The sequence below is a fragment of the Pseudomonas sp. BW7P1 genome (genome assembly GCF_024981055.1).
Lineage (GTDB): Bacteria > Pseudomonadota > Gammaproteobacteria > Pseudomonadales > Pseudomonadaceae > Aquipseudomonas > Aquipseudomonas bananamidigenes.
Window position 1 is genome coordinate 2,060,699 of record NZ_CP103374.1, and the last position, 22,198, is coordinate 2,082,896.

Consider the following 22,198-nt stretch of genomic DNA (forward strand, 5'->3'; position numbering starts at 1 on the left):
TTTTTCGTCTTGTCGAACGCGTTTCGGGTTATTGGTTCGCAAGCGTACCGAGCCTCGACTCATCATCCCTGACGATGAAAATGCTGTCCGGTTGCGAAGCATGGATCTGCGATCCACCCTTGAGCCACACCAGTCGGTTTTCGGCGTGCGCCTGAAGGATTTCCTGAAGTGCCGGGTATCCGATCCGGGTATTGAGTCGAGCATCGGTGGTATCAGGACTGAAGCTCAAGGGTTGATGGATTTTCCTGCCCCTGACACGGTGCAGGCTGATGAAAAAGACGAAGGGATGATTCACCCGACGAAACACCAGAGCCGGGAAAGTCGTCGAAGGCGTCGGCACGTGAACATCGTAGCCCTGGCGGACCAGGATGCCGAACATGAGCCGCTTGAGGTCGATCCCTGACTGAGTCGTTTTGAAAGCGTCCCACTCCTGTTTTGTCAGATCGAAGTCCAGCCGCTGCAAGGAGCCTTCCGCCGTCAGGGCTGGCAGTTCAAGTGTGCGACTGAAACCTGCTCCGCTGTCGGCGTTTGTCAGAATCGGGAGCATCAGCAACGGATCGGCCAGCGCCGGATGAGGTGTGCTGTTGCCGCGCTTCCAGTCATTGAACGTCTGCCTGAGGCGCGTCAGGCCGACGCCGGTTGCTATGTCCCCGTTGTTGGCCAGGCTGAACTGATGTCTGGCAACCTTGTTCACCGAGATTTCCGACAACTGCGGAAAAAAAGCGCCAATGTATTGCTTCAGCGGATGTTGAAAGGGGAGGCTTGGATCGACCTCCCAGCGGTTCGCGGGCGGAACGCGGATCGCGCCTCTGGGTTGCTGCATCAAGTCTGTACCGAGGATCCGTTCCAGGTAATCGAAGTCATACATCCAGTGTTCCGGATTCCTGATGTAGACGATCGGGTGATCCGGATCGCTTCCCCGTGGCACAAGGAGAAAACGGATACCGTCGACTTCAATGCCTCCGGCGGAGGGTTGCTGGAGTGTTGCATCCCATTTTTTCCAGGGATCGGACCATTCTTCCCCCGTCGAGGTGAAGGCACGTTTGGACGCGACGGCGCTTTCTGCGGATTCGTCATCCGGGTTTCGCAGGCGTTTGAGTGACAATCTGGATTCGTTGCCCGAGGTGCCCTCCACAGCAGGTTTCACGCGCCAGGTCAGAGTGCCTTCCACCCGCTCGACTCGTGGGCCGGAGGGCTTGTAGTCGCTGTTCAATCTTGCCCGGTAGTGATTTTCCGCATCGATACCCAGCAGGACGGTTCCTCCCTCTTGAAGATCCACAAAGTGTCTCTGCGCCCCGAGTTCCCGAATTCCGGACAGCGCATTCGGCGCCGGGAGCCTGGAGAGCTGATTGGGCGGAAGGAAAAAGTGCTCGATCGGCGCATGAATGACCACAGGAGTGACATGGGTCTCGGCCGGCAGGTCGGCGATCTCCAGAGGCGCAGGCCGGGGGGAAGGTGATTGAACGGATGTTCTCAGGGGATCGATCGATACTCGATCTTCACCATGAGGGGCGATGTTCAGCGGCAACCTGTGGAATGCCGGAGGCCCGACGTCGGGAAGGGGGAAAGGCGTTTCGGGAGTGTTGGTTGGTGCGCCGGGTTTTATCGGGCGTCTGGGGCTCATGGGTTAATCACTCGCAAGGTCGGTTCACGTTGGTCTGGCCAGAAGAAGCCGGATGTTCGGTGAATCGACGTTGCGAAGTGCGGTACATAGATCTATTCGTGAGGCGAAATGTTACCGGGTATCGCTCGTTCCCGAGAGGCTCAGTGACTGCTCAGCAACGAGGCTGCACCTGCTCCGCCAAACAGTCCGGCACTGATGCGGTTGAACCAGCTCTGGCCCTTGCCGCTGCGCAGGTATCGCGCTGCGCCGTGAGCGCCGAGGCCGTAAGTCAATTTGCACAGCAGATCGAGCACGGTCCAGGTCGCAATCATCACCAGCAACTGCGGCAGAAACGGCTGCTCGGCATTGAGAAACTGCGGCAGAAACGCTGCAAAGAACAGGATGTCCTTCGGGTTGCTGGCGCCCAGTACGAATGCACGCCCGAACAATGCGCGAAAGCGAGGAGCCGGCGCTGCGTCTGGAACCTGGGCGCCGACCGATGGCTGACGCGATTGCTGCCAGCTCTGCCAGGCGAGGTAGAACAGGTACAGCGCACCAACGATTTTCAGTGCGCTGAAGAGTTTTTCCGATGCCAGCAGCAAGGCGCCCAGACCCAGAGCCGAGGCGCTGAGCAGGCAGATCGACGCACTGACGCCACCCAGAAAGGCCGGATAAGAGCGGCGCAATCCGTAATTCAGACTGTTGCTGATCATCAGCAACGACAGTGGTCCCGGTATCAGAATCACCACCAGCGCAGCGCCGCTGAACAGCAGCCAGGTTTCCAGACTCATCACTTTCTCCTTCTTGTCGTTATCAAAGATGTGCAAAAGCCCCACCCGCTGGGGTGAGGCTGTTTTGATGCCCGAACCGCGTGTCGCTTACAGGAAGATGAACTTGGCGATAAAGATCGCGCAGAGCACCCACAGGCTGACGGAAATCTCTTTGTACTTGCCAGTGCCGGCCTTCAGCGCGACATAGGTGATGAAGCCCAGCGCGATGCCGTCGGCGACCGAGAAGGTCAGCGGCATCATGATCGCGGTGACGATGGCCGGAATGCTGTCGGTCGCTTCGTCCCATTCGATGTGCGCCATGCCGCCCATCATCAGCATTGCGACATAAATCAGCGCGCCAGCGGTGGCGTAGGCGGGAATCATGCCGGCCAGCGGTGCAAAGAACATCGCGGCTATAAATAGCACACCGACGGTGACTGCGGTAAGACCAGTCCGACCACCCGCCGCTACACCGGCGGCACTTTCCACGTAGCTGGTGACCGGTGGAACGCCGACGACCGCACCGAATACGCTGGAGGCGGAGTCGGCTTTCATCGCGCGAGAGAGGTTTTCGATACGACCGTCAGCGCCCACCAGATTGGCGCGCTGGGCAACGCCCATCAGGGTGCCGGCGGTGTCGAACATGTGTACGAAGAGGAAGGCCAGTACCACGCTGATCATGCTGACGTTGAACACGCCGGCGACATTCATGGCCATGAAGGTCGGTGCCAGGCTTGGCGGAGCGGACATGATCCCCTCGTAGTGCACCAGGCCGATGCCCCAGCCGGCCAGAGTCACGGTGATGATACTGATGAGGATCGCGCCGAACACTTTGTGGTAACTGAGGATCGCGATCATCAGGAAGCAGAGGGCGGCGAGCAGCGGGCCGGGTTCACGCAGCGAGCCGAGCTTGATCAGGGTGGCCGGACTGTCGACCACGATACCGGCGGTCTTAAGACCGATCAGCCCGAGAAACAGACCGACACCGGCACCCATCGCAAAGCGCAGGCTGACCGGAATGCTGTTGAGCAGCCATTCGCGGATGCGCGAGAAGGTCAGGATCATGAACAGCACGCCCGAGACGAACACCGCCCCGAGGGCGGTTTCCCAGTTGTAGCCCATGGTGCCGACCACGGTGTAGGTAAAGAATGCGTTGAGGCCCATACCCGGCGCCAGGCCCACCGGCCAGTTGGCGTACAGACCCATCAGCAGGCAGCCCAGAGCGGCGGCAATGCAGGTGGCGACGAAGGCCGCACCATGGTCGATCCCGGCATCGGCCATGATGTTCGGGTTGACGAAAATGATGTAAGCCATGGTGATGAAGGTTGTCAGACCGGCAATCAGCTCGGTCTTCACCGTGGTGCCATGCAAGCTGAGTTTGAAGATGCGCTCCAGCAGGCCATTGCGTAACGGCGGCGAGAGTTCCAGCGTCGATGCTTCGGATTTGCGGCTTTCCACAGCGAGTACTCCTCAAGAGTTTTATTGTTATTTCCAGGGCCGGACCCTATGAGGAGGGTGGCAGCGGCCCTTTGAGGCATACGCGAATTTGTTGACCATGCGGTCAGGAACTCGCACGCAGTGGATTATGCTTTTGTATACAAATAAAGCAAATAATGTTTTTGGTTTTGTTGACGAAAGTTTTGAGGATCGCGCTATATCACTCGGTCGAGCGGCTTTTCCCCAGGGCCGTATTCACCGCCAGCCAGCCATTCACCGCTGTTTCGCCGGCCTCGGCGAACGCTCGCTCGAGTAATTTCACCTGTTCGCGACGCAGCGCCTGTTCAAGTTTCGCGCCTTCGACGGTCAGCTCCAGCAAGCGCTTACGCTTGTCCACCTCGGACGCCACGCTGTCGACCAGGTGCATTTCCTGCAACTGGCGCAATGGCATGTTCAACGCCTGTTTGCTTACGCCGAGCAATGTGAGTAGCTCCTTGACGCTTGAATTCGGATAGCGGGCGATGAAAAACACGATGCGTTGGTGCACTCGCGACAGACCGCGACGTTCGAGCATTTCATCGGCTTTGGCGGTGAATGCCTGATAGCCGAAGAAGAACGCTTCCATGGCTTGTTGTTGGCTGGCGCAATTTTTAAGGTCAATCATGTTGACGTTTCCGCAGAAGTTGACGTAATTTCAGTCAACCAGTTTGACTCATTTCCTTCCAGCCTCGCTAGCGGTGATCCCCATGGCTTTTTCCGAACGAGTGTCGCGTCTCAAAAGTTCTCTGATCCGTGAAATCCTTGCCGCGGCGCAGCGCCCGGAAGTCATGTCGTTCGCCGGCGGCTTGCCGGCTGAAACGATGCTGCCGAAGGTCGAGTGGGCCACCATGCCGCTGTCTCTCGGCCAATACGGCATGAGCGAAGGCGAGCCAGCGTTGCGTGAAGCACTGGCAGCAGAGGCGAGGGCGCTGGGTTTGCCGTGCGAGGCGAGCCAGGTGTTGGTGGTCAGTGGCTCTCAGCAAACCCTTGATCTGGCCGCCAAGCTGTACATCGACAAGGGCACGGAAATCCTGCTCGAAGCGCCGACCTATCTTGCGGCGTTGCAGATTTTCCAGTTGTTCGGCGCCGATTGCCTGACCGTGCCGCTCGAGGCCGACGGACCGGACCTTGCGCAATTGCGCCAGCGCCTTGAACAGCACCGCCCGGCGTTCATCTACCTGATCCCGACCTTCCAGAACCCGTCCGCTGTCCGCTACAGCGAAGCCAGGCGCGAGGCGGTCGCCGCGCTGCTCGACGAGTTCGGCGTGACCCTGATCGAAGACGAGCCCTACCGCGAACTGACCTTCGACGGCGGCAGCGCCCGACCGATCGCCGGTCGTTTGAAGAAATCCAGCTGGATTTACACCGGCACCGTTTCGAAAACCCTGCTGCCGGGTCTGCGCGTCGGCTATCTGATTGCCAGTCCAGACCTGTTTCCACATTTGCTCAAGCTCAAGCAGTCGGCGGATCTGCACACCAATCGCATCGGCCAGTGGCAGGCGTTGCAGTGGATCGGCAGCGAGAAATATCAGCAGCATTTGAGTGAGTTGCGCGGCTTCTACCGTCAGCGCCGCGATGCCTTTCAAGCGGCGCTGGACACTCACTTCGCTGATCTGGCGGACTGGGAAACGCCGCAGGGCGGGTTGTTTTTCTGGCTGACCCTGAAAAAGCCGTTGGACACGCGCACCTTGCTCAATGCCGCGTTGGCCAACGATGTAGCGTTCATGCCGGGCGAACCGTTTTTCCCGGAGCCGGATCGCAACCCTGGCCATCTGCGCCTGAACTTCAGCCACATTGATCCGGATCGTCTGGATGAAGGGCTCAAGCGTCTGGCAGGCGTCGTGCGCCAGGCACATGCCGCGCAGGCGGCATAAAAAAACCGGCCGCGCAGGCCGGTTTTTTTAGGTTCAGACGGCGGCGAACCGCTTGTTCAGGTATTCGATGATGGTGTCGGATTCATACATCCAGGTGGTCTGGCCGTTCTCTTCGATGCGCAGGCACGGCACCTTGATCTTGCCGCCCTGTTCCAGCAGGGTCTGGCGATCCTGCTCGTTGTTCTTTGCGTCCTTCAGAGCCACCGGCACATTCAGGCGACGCAGGCTGCGGCGGGTCTTCACGCAGAACGGGCAGGCGTGAAACTGATACAGGGTCAGATCCTTGGCGGCGGCGTCCACTTGAGCCTGGGCAGCGGCGGGGCGCTGCTTCTTGCCCGGTCGGGTCAGGAAATCAACGAAGATGATCAGTTGGCCGAGGCCGACACGAAGCGCTTTGACGAACACGTTACAAGCCTCACAGGGACATTGAAGAAGGCGCGCAGCTTACCCGATTTTTCACGGACGAAAAAAAACCGGCGATCAACGCCGGTTTTTTTGTGTCGCAGATTACTTGATCAGGCTGAGAAACTCGCTGCGGGTCGCCGCGTTTTCGCGGAACTCACCGAGCATCACCGAAGTGATCATCGACGAATTCTGTTTCTCCACACCGCGCATCATCATGCACATGTGCTTGGCCTCGATCACCACGGCCACGCCCAGCGCGCCGGTGACCTGCTGGACCGCATCGGCGATCTGGCGGCTGAGGTTTTCCTGGATCTGCAGGCGACGGGCGTACATGTCGACGATCCGCGCGACCTTCGACAGGCCCAGCACTTTGCCGCTCGGGATATACGCGACATGGGCCTTGCCGATGAACGGCAGCAGGTGGTGTTCGCACAACGAGTAGAGCTCGATGTCCTTGACCAGCACCATTTCGCTGTTGTCGGAGCTGAACAGGGCACCATTGGTGACCTCTTCGAGCGTCTGTTCATAACCGCGGCAGAGGTACTGCATGGCTTTGGCGGCACGCTTCGGCGTGTCGAGCAGGCCCTCGCGGGACACGTCCTCGCCCAGTTGGCCGAGAATCGCGGTGTAATTCTGTTCCAGGGACATGAAACTACCTGTGGGGATTTTCGCAAAGGGCAAGGGTACGGTGGCGGACACGACCCTGCAAGTTCGGTGTGACGGGATTATTCGTCGCGGCCTTCCATCATGGTGCGTTTGAGCATCACGTAAACCGCGCCGGCGCCGCCGTGTTTCGCCTGGCATGAGCAGAAACCGAGCACTTGCGCATGCTGGCGCAGCCAGGTGTTGACGTGGCTTTTGATCATCGGGCGCTTGCCGTCCAGACGCACGGCCTTGCCGTGGGTGACGCGTACGCAGCGGATTTCGAATTTTGTCGCCTCGGCGAGAAACGCCCAAAGGGTTTCCCGGGCCTTTTCGACGCTCATGCCGTGCAGATCGAGGCTGCCTTCGAACGGGATCTGTCCGATCTTCAGCTTGCGCATCTGGCTTTCCTGCACCCCGTCGCGGGCCCACATCAGCTCGTCTTCGGGGCCGACGTCGATCACGAACTGATCGGACAGACCGTCAACGGTGGTGGTTTCGGTACGGATGGTGGCGGACTGGCGCAGTTTGGCGATTTGCGCACGGTCAGTCTTGGGTTTGCCGGTGTCGGCGCGGTCGTGCTTGATCGGCTTGACGCCTTGGATCGCACTTTTGAACAGGGAAAAATCGTCGTCTTGCATATCAGCCTCCGCGAAGGGCGGCCAGTTTACCCAAAGAGACACAAAACGGCCCGGCAAAAAGCCAGGCCGTCGATTCAGTCGTGTTTTTTCATCAGGTGCGGAGACATGTTCAGTTCCCGCGATTGCCGCGCGCGACGCCGGCAACGGCGCCACAAGCCTACGCCGAAATACAGGAACAACAGGCCGACGGCCAGAATGATCGCCGAGCCGGTCGGCGTAGCATTCAATTCTCCGAGTGCCGGCGGGTGCCCGATCAGGCTGGCGGCCCCGGCCATCGCCAACAGCACACCGAACGTCGCCAGAATGGCGGCGATCGCTGCGCCAAATCGAAAACGCCAGTTGCTTTGGCCTTTGGGCCGCAAGCGGCGTGCGTCAAATCCATCGGATAACTTCATTCCGACCTTCCTCAATGGGTATCGGCCCTTCGACCGGGAGTTGCCCGGGTTGTTCCTGAGGCTAGGGTAATTGAAGCAAATGCGAGGCTTTTGCGGATGAGCGGCGGGCCGGGCCGCTCACGGGCAGGTGTATCAGATCAGGTCCTGAGTCCGGGCAAGGGTGGCGAAGTTGTCGGCCATGATCGCCATTTCCGCCTCCTGTACCTGGGCGGCGCTGAGTACGCGGCCCTTGAATGGCAGATCACGAGTGGCGCAGGCGTCTTCAACCAGGGTGCAGCGGAATCCAAGATTCTTCGCCGCGCGTACGGTGGTGCTGACGCTGGAGTGGCTCATGAAACCGCAGACGATCAGGTCGAGCGAGCCGAGGGTTTGCAGGCGATCGTAGAGTTCGGTGCCGTGGAAAGCGCTCGGCAACAGTTTGCCGATGATGGTTTCATCGCCCTGGGGTTCCAGACCGGGGATGAATTCGCCGCGTTCGCCCTGCGGGTCGAACAGACCGCCCACGGTGCCGAGGTGGCGTACGTGCACGATCGGACGGCCGGCTGCACGTGCGGCGGCAACCAGTTGTTTGATGTTCGCGACAGCCGCGTCCATGCCGCTCAGGGCCAGCGGGCCGCTGAGGTACTCTTTCTGGGCATCGATGATGACCACGGTGGCATGGCTCAACGTGGCCGCTGCGTAACCGCGACCGCTGAGTTGAAACATCGTTTTTGGAACGGACATTCTGGGGCTCCTTCGGGTGGGGCTTTTGCGACATTGTCCTCTGGCTGAGCGGTTCTGTGAATCGCTACCATCGTAGGCACCGTCGTTTCTGGCCTGCAGCCTCGTCAAGTTACACGTTCTGTTCAATAGCTGATAAGGAATTCGGAACGCTCCTACCGTCGACCCGGGATATTTCCTGCGTCGTCGTGACGCGTTTTGGCTGCTAGAATCGCCAGTCGTTTTTTCTGGAGTTCTGCCCGTGATCACTTCCCGACTTCGTACCCTGCGCGACCATATCCGTTGGGCCGTCAGCCGCTTCCATGGGGAGGATCTGTTTTTCGGCCACGGCACCGATAACGCCTGGGACGAAGCCCGGCAACTCGTGCTCGGCGCCCTGCACCTGCCATGGGAAATCGCCGACAGCTATCTGGACTGCGCGCTGGAAGACGACGAACTGGTCAACCTGCAACGCTTGCTCAAACGCCGCATCGAAGAGCGCATTCCGACCGCTTATCTGCTCGGCGAGGCGTGGTTCTGCGGCCTGTCGTTCATCGTCGATGAGCGCGTGCTGATCCCGCGTTCGCCGATCGGCGAGTTGATCGAAAACCGTTTTGCGCCGTGGATCGGCGCCGAGCCGGCGCGGATTCTCGACCTGTGCACCGGCTCCGGCTGCATCGGCATCGCGTGCGCCTACGAGTTCCAGAATGCCGAAGTGGTGCTGGCGGACCTGTCGTTCGAAGCCCTGGAAGTGGCGAACCAGAACATCGAGCGCCACGGCGTCGACGAGCGTGTGTTCACCGTGCAGGGCGATGGTTTCGAGGGGCTGCCGGGTCAGCGTTTCGACCTGATCGTGTCGAACCCGCCTTATGTCGATGCGGAAGATTTTGCCGACATGCCGGACGAATACCATCATGAGCCCGAGCTGGGCCTGGCCTGTGGCGACGATGGTTTGAACCTGGTGCGCCGGATGCTCGCCGAAGCGGCAGATCACCTCACCGAGAAGGGTTTGCTGATCGTCGAGGTGGGCAACAGCCAGGTACACGTCGAAGCGCTGTACCCGGAAGTCGATTTCGCCTGGCTGGAATTCCAGCGCGGCGGACATGGCGTGTTCATGCTGACTGCCGAACAGTGCCGCAATCATCAGGCGCTCTTCGCTTCCCGCGTCTGACCTGAACCGATCGTTCCCGCCTCGGTGGGAACGATCGTTGGCTCAGCGGTGCGTGGCAATCCAGATCAGCAAACCTGCCTGAAACACCGCAAACGCCACCAGACACGTAATGGTGAAGCGCAAACCGGCGTCTTCACGCTTGAACTTGCTGACCTTGTCTTCCTGCTGCTTCAGTTTCACTTCCTGTTCGGCCAGGTTCTGCTCGGCTTGCTGCAGCATCTGCGCGGCCTCGAGAATCTCGACGATCTGCAGCTTTTCAGTGTTCCAGTCGCCGAGCAAATCACCGACCCGGACGTCCTTGACGCTGCCCTTCAAGTGCTGGGCGTCGGCGTACACCACATCAAAGCCGTGTACCCGCAGAAAGTGATCGCGGCGCAGGCGGGTGGCTTCGTTCAGTGCGTCCTTGTTGTTCAGGTCCATGCCGTCGACGGTGTAGGTGGGCCAGCGCTTCTTCGCCCAGTTGATGCCCTGGGCGGCCATGAAACGGCCGATGCCACGGTTTGGCGGTTCGATCTGCAAACCGCTGTCCGGGCCGAAGTGCACGCGCTTGGTCTTGTGGTCGACCCACACATCAAGCTGATTCTGTTCTTTGCGCACGCGCTGGGCAGGCAGTTTGATCTCCATGCGCATCAGGCTCTGGTCTTTGCCGTTGCGCTCGGCGTAACCGAATTCGACAAAACGCAACGGCCGCCCGCCGGTGTTGCGGTCGGTCTGCAACGGCGCCAGGCGAAGCATTTTGTGGTGCTCGACGTGGACATCCGCCCATGGCAGCTCGACCGCTGGCGGTGCGTCTTTTTCAGCGGTGGTGTCGGGTGAAGTCTGGGTATCAGTCATAACGGCGAGATCCTGTCCAAGCTGCCTGCCGCCAGCCAGTACGCTGGCGACAAAGGCTTATCGGCCGTTTTTTCCAGGACTGGAGGGTTAACGGGTGCGAAGTCCGTCAATAAACCCGAGAATCCGGGTTCCCAGTTCGGCCGCCAGCGGCAGATTCGGGTCCTTGTAGGACGCCACTTGCCGTTTCACGTCATTGGGCACGATGCGCATCACATGATTCATGCCTTCGATCACCGCCAGTGTGGCATCGGGTTTTGCCGCTTTGAGCAAATTGGCGTCATCGACCTGGACTTGAATGTCATTGCTGCCTTGAACGATCAAGGCCGGCATTTTCAGTCGGGCGAAGGCTGCGGACGGGTCCTGACGGAACAGCGAAATCAGATAGGGCTGCACGCTCGGGCGGAAGATCGCCTGTAACGGCGGTGGCACGTTGTCATCGGTATGCCCGGCCTTGAGGCTGTCGAGCAGCTCGTTGCTGCGCTGCATCAAAGGTGGTGGAAGGCTGCGGGCCAGTTGCCGGCGCAGGACCTGATCGATCGGCCGCGCCGTGCCGGACAGCGAGATGACCGCCGCGGCGTCGACTTTCGGTGCGGCCAGGCTGGCAATCAGTGCGCCCTCGCTGTGGCCGAGCAGGATCAGCGGACCGAAACGCGGATCGGCCTTGAGCTTCCGGCCCCAGGCCACCGCGTCCGCGACATAGGCCTCCACCGACAGATTGCGCTCATCCGGCGTCGCGGCCAGGCTCGCCGCCACCCCGCGCTTGTCGAAGCGAACGCTGGCGATATTGTGTTTGGCCAACACCCAGGCCAGTCGCTTGAGGCTGTCGTTGCGCCCGCCGTCCGGGTTGTTTCCGTCACGATCCGTAGGACCGGAGCCAGACAGGATCAGGACAATCGGCAGCGGATTGTCAGACTTCGGCAGCAAAAGCGAGCCGAAAAGTTCTCCGCTGCCGGTGTCCAGCGTCACCGGGCGTTGCAGGACCGTTGCCTGGACGAAGCCAGTAAACAGGGTAAGGCTCAAGATCAAAACTCGCAGCATCATCACGCCATCATTTGCCAAGGTGCCGGTTGGACTCACCAACACCGCCAAGGTTCGAGGATGAACTACTCGGTTAGCCTGCGTATACTGGCGCGCATCATGAATTCGGGTTTGATTTAACGGAGCGTCCTGCATGTCCGGCAATACCTACGGCAAGCTGTTCACTGTCACCACCGCGGGCGAAAGCCATGGTCCGGCGTTGGTCGCCATTGTCGACGGCTGCCCGCCGGGCCTGGAGATTTCCCTTGAAGACCTGCAGCGCGACCTCGACCGCCGCAAGCCGGGCACCAGCCGTCACACCACCCAGCGTCAGGAGGCCGACGAAGTCGAAATCCTTTCCGGCGTGTTCGAGGGGCGCACCACCGGTTGCGCCATCGGCCTGCTGATTCGCAACACCGACCAGAAGTCCAAGGATTACTCGGCGATCAAGGATCTGTTCCGTCCGGCCCATGCCGATTACACCTACCATCACAAATACGGCGAGCGCGATTACCGCGGCGGCGGTCGCAGCTCCGCGCGGGAAACCGCCATGCGTGTGGCGGCCGGTGCGATCGCCAAGAAATACCTGGCGACCCAGGGCATCGTGATTCGCGGCTACATGAGCCAGCTCGGCCCGATCGAAATCCCGTTCAAGACCTGGGAATCGGTCGAACAGAACGCCTTCTTCAGCCCGGACCCGGACAAGGTGCCGGAACTGGAAGCCTACATGGACCAGCTGCGCCGTGATCAGGATTCGGTCGGGGCGAAGATCACCGTGGTCGCCGAAGGCGTGATGCCGGGTCTGGGCGAGCCGATCTTCGATCGTCTCGACGCCGAACTGGCCCATGCGCTGATGAGCATCAACGCGGTCAAGGGTGTGGAGATCGGCGCCGGTTTCGCCTGTGTCGCCCAGCGCGGCACCGAGCACCGCGACGAGCTGACCCCGGACGGTTTCCTCAGCAACAACGCTGGCGGCATCCTCGGTGGCATCTCTTCGGGTCAGCCGATCGTCGCGCATCTGGCCTTGAAGCCGACGTCGAGCATCACCACCCCGGGCCGTTCGATCGACATCGACGGCAACCCGGTCGAAGTGATCACCAAGGGTCGTCACGATCCGTGCGTCGGCATCCGTGCCACGCCGATTGCCGAGGCGATGATGGCCATCGTGCTGATGGATCACCTGTTGCGTCACCGTGGTCAGAACGCCGACGTGCGGGTGAACACCCCGGTGCTGGGTCAGCTTTGATGGGGCAACTCACGGCCGCTGCGGTCTGACCGTGGCGGCGCTTCCGTACTGGCGGCTGTCCAGTTTCTATCTGTTCTATTTCGCCTTGCTCGGCTCGACGGCGCCGTTTCTGGCGCTGTACTTCGATCACCTCGGGTTCAGCGCCGCACGCATCGGCGAGCTGGTGGCGATCCCTATGCTGATGCGCTGCGTGGCGCCGAACATCTGGGGCTGGCTCGGCGACTACACCGGCAGACGACTGGCCATCGTGCGCTTCGGCGCGCTGTGCACGCTGCTGACGTTCTCGCTGATTTTCGTCAGCAAGACCTACGCCTGGCTGGCGATGGTCATGGCGTTGCACGCTTTCTTCTGGCATGCAGTGTTGCCGCAGTTCGAAGTCATCACCCTGGCGCATCTGCAAGGCCAGACGTCTCGCTACAGCCAGATCCGGCTATGGGGTTCCATCGGTTTCATCATCACCGTGGTCGCCCTCGGACGGTTGTTCGAATGGCTGAGCCTCGACATTTATCCGGCGGCGCTGGTGCTGATCATGGCCGGCATCGTGCTCAGCAGTCTGTGGGTGCCGAACGCGCAACCGCCTCAGGGCAACCGACCGACCGGGGAGGGATTCCTCAAACAGCTGCGCCAACCCGGAGTGCTGGCGTTCTACGGTTGCGTGGCGCTGATGCAGGTGAGCCACGGGCCGTATTACACGTTTCTGACCTTGCACCTTGAACGACTGGGCTACAGCCGTGGCGTGATCGGCATGCTCTGGGCCGTTGGCGTGGTGGCGGAGGTGCTGATGTTCATGGCAATGAGCCGGATTCTTACGCGCTTCTCCCTGCGACGGGTGCTGATGGCCAGTTTTCTGCTGGCGGCGCTGCGCTGGTTGCTGTTAGGTTCGTTCGCCGAATTTCTCTGGGTGCTGCTGTTTGCCCAGGTGCTTCATGCTGCGACATTCGGCAGCTTTCATGCCGCTGCCATCGCCTTCGTGCAACGTAGCTTCGGCGCCCGTCAGCAAGGGCAGGGGCAGGCGATGTACGCGGCGCTGGCCGGTACCGGCGGAGCGCTCGGTGCGTTGTATGCCGGTTACAGCTGGAACGCCCTCGGTGCGACATTGACTTTTAGTATTGCCAGTCTCGCGGCGCTTGCTGCTGCCGTTATCATTGCCACACGTATGCAAGAGGACAGGCCATGAGCCTTACCCGTGAACAGCTTGCCCAGCAGATCATCGATGCCGGGCGTTTTCTTTATGGCCGCGGCTGGTCGCCGGCCACCAGCAGCAACTATTCGACGCGCCTGTCGCCGGGCGAAGCGCTGCTGACCGTGTCCGGCAAGCACAAGGGCCAACTGGGTCTGGACGATGTGCTGGCGACCGACCTGTCCGGCAACAGCCTGGAACCGGGCAAAAAGCCTTCCGCCGAAACCCTGCTGCATACCCAGCTCTACAGCTGGTGCCCGGAGATCGGCGCGGTGCTGCACACTCACTCGGTGAACGCCACGGTGCTGTCGCGCCTGACGCCGCAAGACTTCATCGAGTTCGAAGACTACGAATTGCAAAAAGCCTTCAGCGGCATTACGACCCACGAATCCCGGGTGCGGGTGCCGATCTTCGACAACGATCAGGACATTGCACGCCTCGCCGCCAAGGTGCAGCCTTGGCTCGATGCCCATCCCGATTGCGTCGGTTATCTGATTCGCGGTCACGGTCTTTACACCTGGGGTGCGCAGATGAGTGATGCATTGCGCCAGATCGAAGCCTTTGAATTCCTGTTTGAATGCGAGTTGAAGACCCGCAGCGTCATGAACCGCCAAGGCTGACTTCACCAGAACCAGCCCATTTGCCTGATGAATGCAGTGCCCGACCGGTCTCGAAGAACCGGACGGCAAGGCCGATACCGAGGAATTGCCCCATGAGCAGCCTGTCCGTCTATCACGTTTCCAGCCCTGAAATTCCGAACAAGGTGCTGACCCACTTCGAAGACATCGCCTCGACCCTGGCCGAGCAGGGTGTGCGCTTCGACCGCTGGCAAGCCGCCGCCAAGATCCAGCCCGGTGCCAGCCAGGAAGAAGTGATCGGCGCCTATCGTGAGCAAATCGACCAACTGATGACCGAGCGCGGTTACATCACCGTCGATGTGGTCAGCCTCGATAGTGATCATCCGCAGAAAGCCGAGTTGCGCGCCAAGTTCCTGGAAGAGCATCGCCATGGCGAAGACGAAGTGCGCTTTTTCGTCGCCGGTCGTGGCCTGTTTACCCTGCACATCGACGATTACGTCTACGCCGTGCTGTGCGAGAAGAACGACCTGATTTCGGTGCCTGCCGGCACCAAACACTGGTTCGACATGGGCGAGAACCCGCACTTTGTCGCGATCCGCCTGTTCAACAACCCTGAAGGCTGGGTCGCCAACTTCACCGGTGAAGACATCGCCGGCCGCTTCCCGCGTCTGGAGGATTGAGCCGATGTCGATCAAGGTCATCCTCACCGATATCGAAGGCACCACCAGCGCGGTGAGTTTTGTGTTCGACGTGCTGTTTCCGTATGCGGCGAAGCATCTGCCGGACTTCGTTCGCCAGAACGCCGCCCGCGCGGACGTTGCCGGGCAACTGGACGCCGTGCGCCGTGACAGCAACGAACCCCAGGCCGACGTTGAGCGAGTTGTAGAGATTCTGCTGGCCTGGATCGCCGAAGATCGCAAGGCCACGCCGCTGAAAGCGTTGCAGGGCATGGTCTGGGAGCAAGGCTATCAGGCCGGTCAGTTGAAAGGGCATGTATACCCGGACGCCGTCGAAGCGCTCCAGCGCTGGCATCAGGCTGGTTATCAACTGTTTGTTTATTCGTCCGGTTCGATCCAGGCACAGAAACTGATTTTCGGCTGCTCGGAAGCCGGGGATCTGACGCCGCTGTTCAGCGGCTACTTCGACACCACTTCAGGGCCCAAGCGCGAAGCGCAGTCATACAGCACTATCCAGCAGGCCATCGGCGTCGAGCCGCAGGAGATCCTGTTCCTGTCCGACATCGTGCAGGAACTCGACGCCGCCCGGTCCGCCGGCCTGCAAACCTGCGGCCTGGCCCGAGAGGGCGGGGAGCTGGAAGGGCATGTGACCGTCGACAGCTTTACCGGGATCGAGCCGGAAGCGTTCTGACCCCATAAATCGATGCGCAAAAAACAGGCCGTGAAGCGAAAGCTCCACGGCCTGTCTGTTTATGCAGTGTTCGTTACATCGAGTGATAGGTCGGCAGGGCAAAACGCTGCTGGCTTTGCAGCATGCCGATCTGCGGCAGCTCGCTGGCCTGTTCCGCCAGATCACGACGAATCGCGCTGATCGCCCACGACAGTTGGTCGGCGGCATGCAATTGCTGATAGGTAAGCGCACGCTTGAACACTTTGCCGTCGGCACTCTTGAGCGTCAGCAGGATCCCGCCATCGGGACGTGGCTGGGTGGTCACAGCGAAGTTGGAGAACAGGGAGGTAAATTTTTCTTGGATCAGGCTCATGTCTTTCAGCTCCGTATGCACTTGAAGGGCAAGCATGCGGAGGGAGTTGCAGTGATTGTGCCAGTATTTTGTTTTTATAAATTCGTTATAAATCAATAAGTTATAGATATCTGAAATTCAGGTTGTCGTGCAATCTGCATGAATGGCCATCGTGCATCCTGCATTTTGCGGGATTGCTGTCGATCTGACGGAACCATTGCATCCCGCCGCGATCGCGCTTCGTCCTGTAGCGCTGACGGATACAAAACATTGCAAAAACCGCGTGTACAGCCCGAGAAGCCCTGACGTATTTTCGGCCTCGACCCTCGCTCAGAAAGCGCCGGTTGCCTCACCCGATTGCCCGACAATAAAAATCCGGCCTGCACGTCAAGGCCCAACGGGAGCTGCCATGAGTCACGCGCCTGGCGACACGATTACCTGGGGCATGATGCTCCGCAAACTGCCGACGATCGCCAAAGCCATCCCGCGGGTGGTGAAAGGCCTGAAGGTGGCCAACGTCAAGGATCCGACCCGGACCTGTGGCCTTGGCTGGACATTCGAGCAAGCGACCCTGCGCAATCCCGAGGGTCCCGCGCTGCTGTCGGGCGAGGTGGTGCTCAGTTATTCCCAGGTCAACCAGTGGGCCAACCGCATTGCTCATTATTTGATCGGGCAGGGCATCGGCAAAGGCGATGTGGTAGCCGTGTTCATCGAGAACCGTCCGGAACTGCTGGTGACGATTCTGGCGCTGGCCAAGGTCGGTGCTGTCAGTGCGCTGCTGAACACTTCGCAGACCCGTGACACGCTGATCCACAGCATCAATCTGGTGGCGCCGGTGGCGATCGTCGTTGGTGAGGAGTTGCTGCCAGCGTTTGCAGCAGTACGCGAGCAAGTGAAGATTGCGCCGGCCCGCACCTGGTTCGTGGCTGATCAGGATACGTTCAGTCATCCGGGCATCGCCCCGCAGGGTTACGCCAATCTGATCAGCGCCAGTGCCGATGCATCAGGCGACAACCCGGCCAGCAGCCGGCAGATTTTCTTCGACGACCCCTGTTTCTACATCTACACCTCCGGCACCACCGGGTTGCCCAAGGCCGGAGTGTTCAAGCATGGGCGCTGGATGCGCAGTTCGGCGAGCTTCGGCATGATCGCCCTCGACATGCGTCCGGACGACATCGTCTATTGCACCTTGCCGCTGTATCACGCCACCGGGCTTTGTGTGTGCTGGGGGTCGGCGGTCAATGGCGCGTCGGGTTTCGCCATTCGCCGCAAGTTCAGCGCCCGCCAGTTCTGGAACGATGTGCGGCGCTACCGTGCCACCACCATCGGCTACGTCGGTGAGTTGTGTCGTTATCTGGTGGATCAGCCGGCCAGCAGCGATGACAGCCGCCATGACGTGCGCAAGATGATCGGCAACGGCTTGCGGCCAGGTGCCTGGGCTCAATTCAAGACCCGCTTTGCGGTGGATCACATCTGCGAACTGTATGCAGCCAGCGACGGCAATATCGGTTTCACCAACATCCTCAATTTCGACAACACCATCGGTTTCTCGCTGATGGCCTGGGAACTGGTTGCTTACGATCAGGACAGCGGCGAACCGATTCGCGGCGACGACGGTTTCATGCGTAAGGTCGGCCGGGGCGAGCGAGGGCTGTTGCTGGCGCGAATTGACGACAAGGCGCCGCTGGATGGCTACACCGATCCGCAGAAAACCGCCAAGGTCGTGCTGCAGGATGTATTCGCCAAGGGTGACCGCTTCTTCAATACCGGTGATCTGCTGCGCAACATCGGCTTCGGCCATGCGCAATTTGTCGATCGCCTCGGCGACACCTACCGCTGGAAAGGCGAGAACGTTTCGACCACCGAGGTCGAGAACCTCTTGCTGCAGCATCCGCTCATTTCCGAAGCCGTGGCCTATGGCGTGGAAATCCCCAATACCAACGGACGCGCCGGGATGGCGGCGATTACACCCGCCGAGTCCCTGGCGACTCTGGACTTCACCGAGCTGTTGGCGTTTGCCCGCCAGCGCATGCCGTCCTACGCGGTACCGCTGTTCCTGAGGGTCAAGGTGAAAATGGAAACCACCGGCACTTTCAAATACCAGAAGACGCGCCTAAAAAACGAAGGCTTCGACCCGGGCGTAACGGGGGACGACCCTGTCTACGCCTGGCTGCCGGGCACTGAAACCTACGAACAGGTGACGGATGAAATCCTTGCGGATATCCGCGCAGGCAAATTGCGTTATTGATATTGGCTATTGGCTGTCTCGGAAAAAAGGGGGTGACAGCTATCGCCACGCTCGGGAAACTAGCGGCTTTCCGATTGACCGAAAGTGGAGTTGCCCCATGTCCGACCAAAGCCGCCAGATGACGCCCGAAGAAGCTGCCGAATTCACCGAGCAGGTATTCAACAAGGCGCGCGAAGGTGACGCGGTGATGCTGGATCGCCTGATCACGGCCGGTTTGCCGGTGAACCTCACCAACAGCAAGGGCGATACCCTGCTGATGCTCGCCAGTTACTACGGGCATGTGGACGCGGTGCAAGTGCTGCTCAAGCACAAGGCCGATCCTGAAAAGCGCAATGGCAATGGCCAGAGTCCGATTGCAGGCGCCGCGTTCAAGGGCGATCTGGCCGTGGTCAAGGCCCTCGTGGCCGGCGGGGCGCAGATTGAGGGCGCCTCCTTCGACGGTCGTACGGCGTTGATGATGGCGGCGATGTTCAACCGGGTCGAGATCGTCGAGTATCTGATCGACCAGGGCGCCGACCCGAGAGCCAAGGACGCCAACGGCGTTACCGCGCTGGATGCGGCGCGCACCATGGGGGCCGTGGACACCACCGCGCAGCTGGAAAAACTGCTGGGCTGAAGCCGACGATCCGCAACCGGCTCTGTGGCGAGGACGAGAATGCGCTATCCTTCGCGCCCTCGAAATCCCTTCGCCACAGGACCTGCCCCCCATGAAAGCCGCACTCGCCGAACTCATCAGCAAAATCAGCTCCGGCTGCATGGGCGAAGACGAGATCCAGAAGGTCGCCGATGAAGCCGCACAGGCCTACGCCGATGCCGAGGCTTTTCTGACCGCCAACCCGGACATCAACTACGACGACACCTTCCCGATTCCGCTGGGCGAGTGGGTCGTGGTCGGCAGCCTGCCGGATACTGTGCTGTTCCAGGCCGACACCTACGTTGACCTGTTCGCCCGGATCATCGCCTCGTTCGGTCCGAACGTGGCGTTCAACCTCAAGCCCAAGCAACTGGCCAGGACCGAAGCCCTGACCGCGCTGAATCGCATTCAGGTGCAGATGAGCAGCCTGAACAAGGAAAACGGCGGTTACACGCTGATGAACTTCAGCCAGTTGCTCGACGACGAGCTGCAAGTGGTGCTGGTCTACGGCAACGACGTGCCGCGCGTGCTGGAGCTGTGCGCCGAAGTGGGCATCGCCGCTGCGCCTTCGCTGGAAGCCTTGAAGGTCGCCGTCCACGTCTGAATGCAATAAAAGGGAACCCTGCGCGTGACCGTCTATCCTAAAAGTGCACGCCACTATTCTGGAGCGACACCATGGGTTCCACGTTCAACGGCCTGATCGGCCTGATCATTCTTGCCCTCGACATCTGGGCGATCATCAATGTGCTGAAAAGCGGCGCCGAGACCGGGATGAAAATCCTCTGGGTGCTGTTGATCATCCTTCTGCCGGTACTGGGCCTGATCATCTGGGCAATTGCCGGGCCGCGGGGCAATGTGCGGATCTGACCGTTCGCCCCATGGATTGCGCGGGGCCGATGAACTGAGGTTCGACCTGTCATCTTCGGCAACGTAGAATGCGCGCCTTTCCCGGGCAATCGAACCTGACGATTGGCGCCCGCGCATTCATCGGAGCACTTCACATGACCGTCACCAAGACCAGCGAATATCTGGAAACCCTCTACGAAGGCTACGGCCAGCGTTTTCGCATGGAAAAACTGCTGCACGAAGTGCGCACCGAACACCAGCATCTGGTGATCTTCCAGAACCCGCGCATGGGCCGTGTGATGGCGTTGGACGGCGTGATCCAGACCACCGAAGCCGATGAATTCATCTACCACGAAATGCTCACCCACGTGCCGATCCTCGCCCACGGCACTGCCAGGCGCGTGCTGATCATCGGCGGCGGCGATGGCGGCATGCTGCGCGAAGTGACCAAACACGCCAGCGTCGAGCACATCACCATGGTCGAAATCGACGGCACTGTGGTCGATATGTGCAAGGAGTTTCTGCCAAACCACTCCAGCGGCGCTTATGACGATCCACGCCTGAACCTGGTGATCGACGACGGCATGCGTTTCGTCGCGACCACCACGGAAAAGTTCGACGTGATCATTTCCGACTCCACCGACCCGATCGGTCCGGGCGAAGTGCTGTTCTCGGAAAACTTCTATCAGGCTTGCCATCGCTGCCTGAACGAGGGCGGTATCCTCGTGACCCAGAACGGCACGCCGTTCATGCAGATCGACGAGGTGAAAACCACCGCCGGTCGCCTGCGCAGCCTGTTCCCGGACTGGCACTTCTATCAGGCGGCCGTGCCGACCTACATCGGCGGTTCGATGACGTTCGCCTGGGGCTCGACCAACCCGGCCTATCGCAAGCTGAGCCGTGAAGTGCTGCAGCAGCGCTTCATCGGCAGCGGCATCGTCACCCGCTACTACAACCCGGAAATCCACATCGGCGCCTTCGCTTTGCCGCAATACGTGCTGCAAGCGGTGAACAAACCGGGCAACGACTGATCGTTCGGCCGCCGTCACTGCGGGGGCGAGCCGCTTCGCTCCCGCAGATGAAGTGTTTTTCATGTTGCATCGGCGTAAAGCTTTTGAACGATCAATCCTGACAAAAGTCGAGATAGATGTAAGCCCATTTGCGGGTTTGATCGAGGAGGCTCCGATGTCAAAGTGGAAAGTCACTTTCGTGGACGATCATGGTGAAACCGTCGATGAAGTCTTCGATTGCGAAGAATGCCCGAGTCATGAGCGAGCCGCCCGGCTCATCAAGGAACGGTTCCTGCCCGTTGTCGCCGAGCTTGACCTCAACGACCTGGAAGGCCGCACCGCCGACGCCGGCGTGAAGACCCTGAAAAACCAGCACAGCATCGAAATCCGCAGCATTACTCCCGTCTGAAAATCTTTTTCCCGGTAACGCACCAGACCTTGGCAGCGGCTCTCTCCTGGGGCTACTCTGCAAGCGAGATCAGCGAACGGATCGCTAAGGTCTGGTCTTGTCAGCTACATGCTTGTTTCCCGCCGACAACACGGTTGTCACAGCGCTTGAGCCGTCCGGCCAGGTGCAGGGAATACGGAAAGTCTATCCATCTATGCGAGGGGGACGTTCATGAGCACAGCCTATCAAGAAGACATCAGCAGCAACGTGCTGCGCCGCATGAAAGAAGGCGGTTTCGATTTTTCCCGATTCCATCCCATCGAGTTCTACGCCATTTTCCCGGACGAGGAGCGGGCGCGCAGGGCGGCAGGCAAGTTTCGCGGTGAATCCATCAATGCCCAGGTCAGTGTGCGCGACGACGGCGCCTGGTTTCTGGAATTGAGCAAGGTGATGTACGCAACCTACGACGACATCGGCGATTTCGAACAGGGGTTTTCGGCGGTGGTCGAGCCTCTGGGCGGCATCATCGAAGGCTGGGGTGTGAAGCAGGAGGTGCGCAACCGCCATCGCTTGAACTGATTCTCCTCGCCACACATCCGGCAACGGCTGACCTTCGGGTCGGCCGTTGTCGTTTCGGCACCTTGAAAAACGTCCAGTAAAACCCTGAAACAAGAATCCAGAGCAAAAAAAAGCCACCGCAGAGGGTGGCTGAAAGGGAAGACCGGAAGGAGAGGGAACCGGTCAGGGTTACGGCCGGGAGGGGCTTGCCGGGGCAAGCCGGATCTGTGGGGCTGCGTGCTTCACCCGGGAAGTCTCGCAGCGGATGGGCGGATTATCCGCAG

General features: G+C 60.2%; 26 protein-coding genes. 14 read left to right on the plus strand and 12 right to left on the minus strand.

Translation table 11 applies throughout. The features are described 5' to 3' along the window. Positions 1-28: 28 nt before the first annotated feature. From NWV16_RS09390 to NWV16_RS09405, 4 genes are all read right to left on the minus strand, one after another. Positions 29-1,624 (minus strand): hypothetical protein, encoded by a 1,596-nt coding sequence (locus NWV16_RS09390; RefSeq protein ID WP_260522807.1) that lies wholly within the window; start codon positions 1,622-1,624, stop codon positions 29-31. A 140-nt stretch (positions 1,625-1,764) separates the two neighbouring features. Beyond that, positions 1,765-2,394 carry a LysE family translocator gene (locus tag NWV16_RS09395; RefSeq protein ID WP_260522808.1) on the minus strand — a complete coding sequence of 210 codons (630 nt, stop codon included), beginning with the start codon at positions 2,392-2,394 and terminating at the stop codon, positions 1,765-1,767. Between the two features lie 87 nt (positions 2,395-2,481). Next, complete coding sequence (locus NWV16_RS09400; protein WP_065258072.1) at positions 2,482-3,831, minus strand: NCS2 family permease; 1,350 nt, start codon at positions 3,829-3,831, stop codon at positions 2,482-2,484. Positions 3,832-4,030: 199 nt separating this feature from the next. Next, positions 4,031-4,474: a MarR family winged helix-turn-helix transcriptional regulator gene (locus NWV16_RS09405; RefSeq protein ID WP_260522809.1), complete on the minus strand. Its 444-nt coding sequence runs from the start codon at positions 4,472-4,474 to the stop codon at positions 4,031-4,033. 82 nt (positions 4,475-4,556) lie between these two features. On the opposite strand from NWV16_RS09405, the gene NWV16_RS09410 reads away from it, so the two are divergent. After that, the gene (locus tag NWV16_RS09410; protein WP_260522810.1) at positions 4,557-5,723 is read left to right on the plus strand and encodes a PLP-dependent aminotransferase family protein; all 1,167 of its coding nucleotides are present in this window, start codon (positions 4,557-4,559) and stop codon (positions 5,721-5,723) included. Between the two features lie 33 nt (positions 5,724-5,756). Here the strand turns inward: NWV16_RS09410 and NWV16_RS09415 are convergent, their stop codons facing one another. The 5 genes from NWV16_RS09415 to NWV16_RS09435 all read right to left on the minus strand — a co-directional run bounded on the left by NWV16_RS09415 (position 5,757) and on the right by NWV16_RS09435 (position 8,529). Then, positions 5,757-6,128, minus strand: a complete 372-nt coding sequence (locus tag NWV16_RS09415; RefSeq protein ID WP_260522811.1) for a glutathione S-transferase N-terminal domain-containing protein — start codon at positions 6,126-6,128, stop codon at positions 5,757-5,759. A gap of 102 nt (positions 6,129-6,230) precedes the next feature. Next, positions 6,231-6,776: a GTP cyclohydrolase I FolE gene (folE, locus tag NWV16_RS09420; protein ID WP_003204506.1), complete on the minus strand. Its 546-nt coding sequence runs from the start codon at positions 6,774-6,776 to the stop codon at positions 6,231-6,233. A 77-nt stretch (positions 6,777-6,853) separates the two neighbouring features. Next, positions 6,854-7,411, minus strand: coding sequence for a Smr/MutS family protein (locus NWV16_RS09425; RefSeq protein WP_065258068.1), 558 nt, complete (start codon positions 7,409-7,411; stop codon positions 6,854-6,856). Between the two features lie 74 nt (positions 7,412-7,485). Further along, the gene (locus NWV16_RS09430; RefSeq protein WP_260522812.1) at positions 7,486-7,806 is read right to left on the minus strand and encodes a hypothetical protein; all 321 of its coding nucleotides are present in this window, start codon (positions 7,804-7,806) and stop codon (positions 7,486-7,488) included. Between the two features lie 132 nt (positions 7,807-7,938). Then, positions 7,939-8,529 carry a cysteine hydrolase family protein gene (locus tag NWV16_RS09435; RefSeq protein ID WP_065258066.1) on the minus strand — a complete coding sequence of 197 codons (591 nt, stop codon included), beginning with the start codon at positions 8,527-8,529 and terminating at the stop codon, positions 7,939-7,941. 238 nt (positions 8,530-8,767) lie between these two features. Here NWV16_RS09435 and prmB point away from each other — a divergent pair, with 238 nt between their 5' ends. Beyond that, entirely contained in the window at positions 8,768-9,676 is a 909-nt protein-coding gene (gene prmB, locus NWV16_RS09440) for a 50S ribosomal protein L3 N(5)-glutamine methyltransferase (RefSeq protein WP_260522813.1), read from the plus strand. A gap of 42 nt (positions 9,677-9,718) precedes the next feature. On the opposite strand, the gene NWV16_RS09445 is transcribed toward prmB, so the two are convergent. After that, positions 9,719-10,510 (minus strand): hypothetical protein, encoded by a 792-nt coding sequence (locus NWV16_RS09445; protein ID WP_065258064.1) that lies wholly within the window; start codon positions 10,508-10,510, stop codon positions 9,719-9,721. Between the two features lie 87 nt (positions 10,511-10,597). Beyond that, positions 10,598-11,551 carry an alpha/beta hydrolase gene (locus NWV16_RS09450; RefSeq protein ID WP_260522814.1) on the minus strand — a complete coding sequence of 318 codons (954 nt, stop codon included), beginning with the start codon at positions 11,549-11,551 and terminating at the stop codon, positions 10,598-10,600. 130 nt (positions 11,552-11,681) lie between these two features. Here NWV16_RS09450 and aroC point away from each other — a divergent pair, with 130 nt between their 5' ends. The 5 genes from aroC (at position 11,682) to mtnC (ending at position 15,899) form a co-directional block, all read left to right on the plus strand. Next, positions 11,682-12,773, plus strand: coding sequence for a chorismate synthase (gene aroC / locus NWV16_RS09455; RefSeq protein ID WP_260522815.1), 1,092 nt, complete (start codon positions 11,682-11,684; stop codon positions 12,771-12,773). Between the two features lie 31 nt (positions 12,774-12,804). Next, entirely contained in the window at positions 12,805-13,950 is a 1,146-nt protein-coding gene (locus tag NWV16_RS09460) for an MFS transporter (protein WP_260522816.1), read from the plus strand. Further along, positions 13,947-14,573 (plus strand): methylthioribulose 1-phosphate dehydratase, encoded by a 627-nt coding sequence (locus tag NWV16_RS09465; protein ID WP_260522817.1) that lies wholly within the window; start codon positions 13,947-13,949, stop codon positions 14,571-14,573. Before NWV16_RS09460 ends, NWV16_RS09465 begins: the two co-directional genes overlap by 4 nt. A 92-nt stretch (positions 14,574-14,665) precedes the next feature. After that, the gene (locus NWV16_RS09470) at positions 14,666-15,211 is read left to right on the plus strand and encodes an acireductone dioxygenase (RefSeq protein WP_260522818.1); all 546 of its coding nucleotides are present in this window, start codon (positions 14,666-14,668) and stop codon (positions 15,209-15,211) included. 4 nt (positions 15,212-15,215) lie between these two features. Beyond that, complete coding sequence (mtnC, locus tag NWV16_RS09475) at positions 15,216-15,899, plus strand: acireductone synthase (RefSeq protein ID WP_260522819.1); 684 nt, start codon at positions 15,216-15,218, stop codon at positions 15,897-15,899. A 73-nt stretch (positions 15,900-15,972) separates the two neighbouring features. Here mtnC and NWV16_RS09480 read toward each other — a convergent pair whose 3' ends face one another. Then, entirely contained in the window at positions 15,973-16,251 is a 279-nt protein-coding gene (locus NWV16_RS09480; RefSeq protein ID WP_065258057.1) for a DUF3509 domain-containing protein, read from the minus strand. Positions 16,252-16,639: 388 nt separating this feature from the next. On the opposite strand from NWV16_RS09480, the gene NWV16_RS09485 reads away from it, so the two are divergent. The 7 genes from NWV16_RS09485 (at position 16,640) to NWV16_RS09515 (ending at position 21,935) form a co-directional block, all read left to right on the plus strand. Further along, entirely contained in the window at positions 16,640-18,478 is a 1,839-nt protein-coding gene (locus NWV16_RS09485; protein WP_260522820.1) for a long-chain-acyl-CoA synthetase, read from the plus strand. Positions 18,479-18,575: 97 nt separating this feature from the next. Then, a complete protein-coding gene (locus NWV16_RS09490) occupies positions 18,576-19,094 on the plus strand; it encodes an ankyrin repeat domain-containing protein (RefSeq protein WP_260522821.1) in 519 nt (172 codons plus the stop codon). Positions 19,095-19,185: 91 nt separating this feature from the next. Beyond that, positions 19,186-19,716, plus strand: a complete 531-nt coding sequence (locus NWV16_RS09495) for a hypothetical protein (protein ID WP_260522822.1) — start codon at positions 19,186-19,188, stop codon at positions 19,714-19,716. Between the two features lie 71 nt (positions 19,717-19,787). After that, the gene (locus tag NWV16_RS09500) at positions 19,788-19,979 is read left to right on the plus strand and encodes a PLDc N-terminal domain-containing protein (RefSeq protein ID WP_003223221.1); all 192 of its coding nucleotides are present in this window, start codon (positions 19,788-19,790) and stop codon (positions 19,977-19,979) included. A gap of 134 nt (positions 19,980-20,113) precedes the next feature. Then, complete coding sequence (speE, locus tag NWV16_RS09505; protein ID WP_065258053.1) at positions 20,114-20,989, plus strand: polyamine aminopropyltransferase; 876 nt, start codon at positions 20,114-20,116, stop codon at positions 20,987-20,989. 154 nt (positions 20,990-21,143) lie between these two features. Next, entirely contained in the window at positions 21,144-21,377 is a 234-nt protein-coding gene (locus tag NWV16_RS09510) for a hypothetical protein (RefSeq protein ID WP_065258052.1), read from the plus strand. A 210-nt stretch (positions 21,378-21,587) separates the two neighbouring features. Then, positions 21,588-21,935, plus strand: coding sequence for a ribonuclease E inhibitor RraB (locus NWV16_RS09515; RefSeq protein ID WP_260522823.1), 348 nt, complete (start codon positions 21,588-21,590; stop codon positions 21,933-21,935). Positions 21,936-22,198 lie beyond the last annotated feature (263 nt).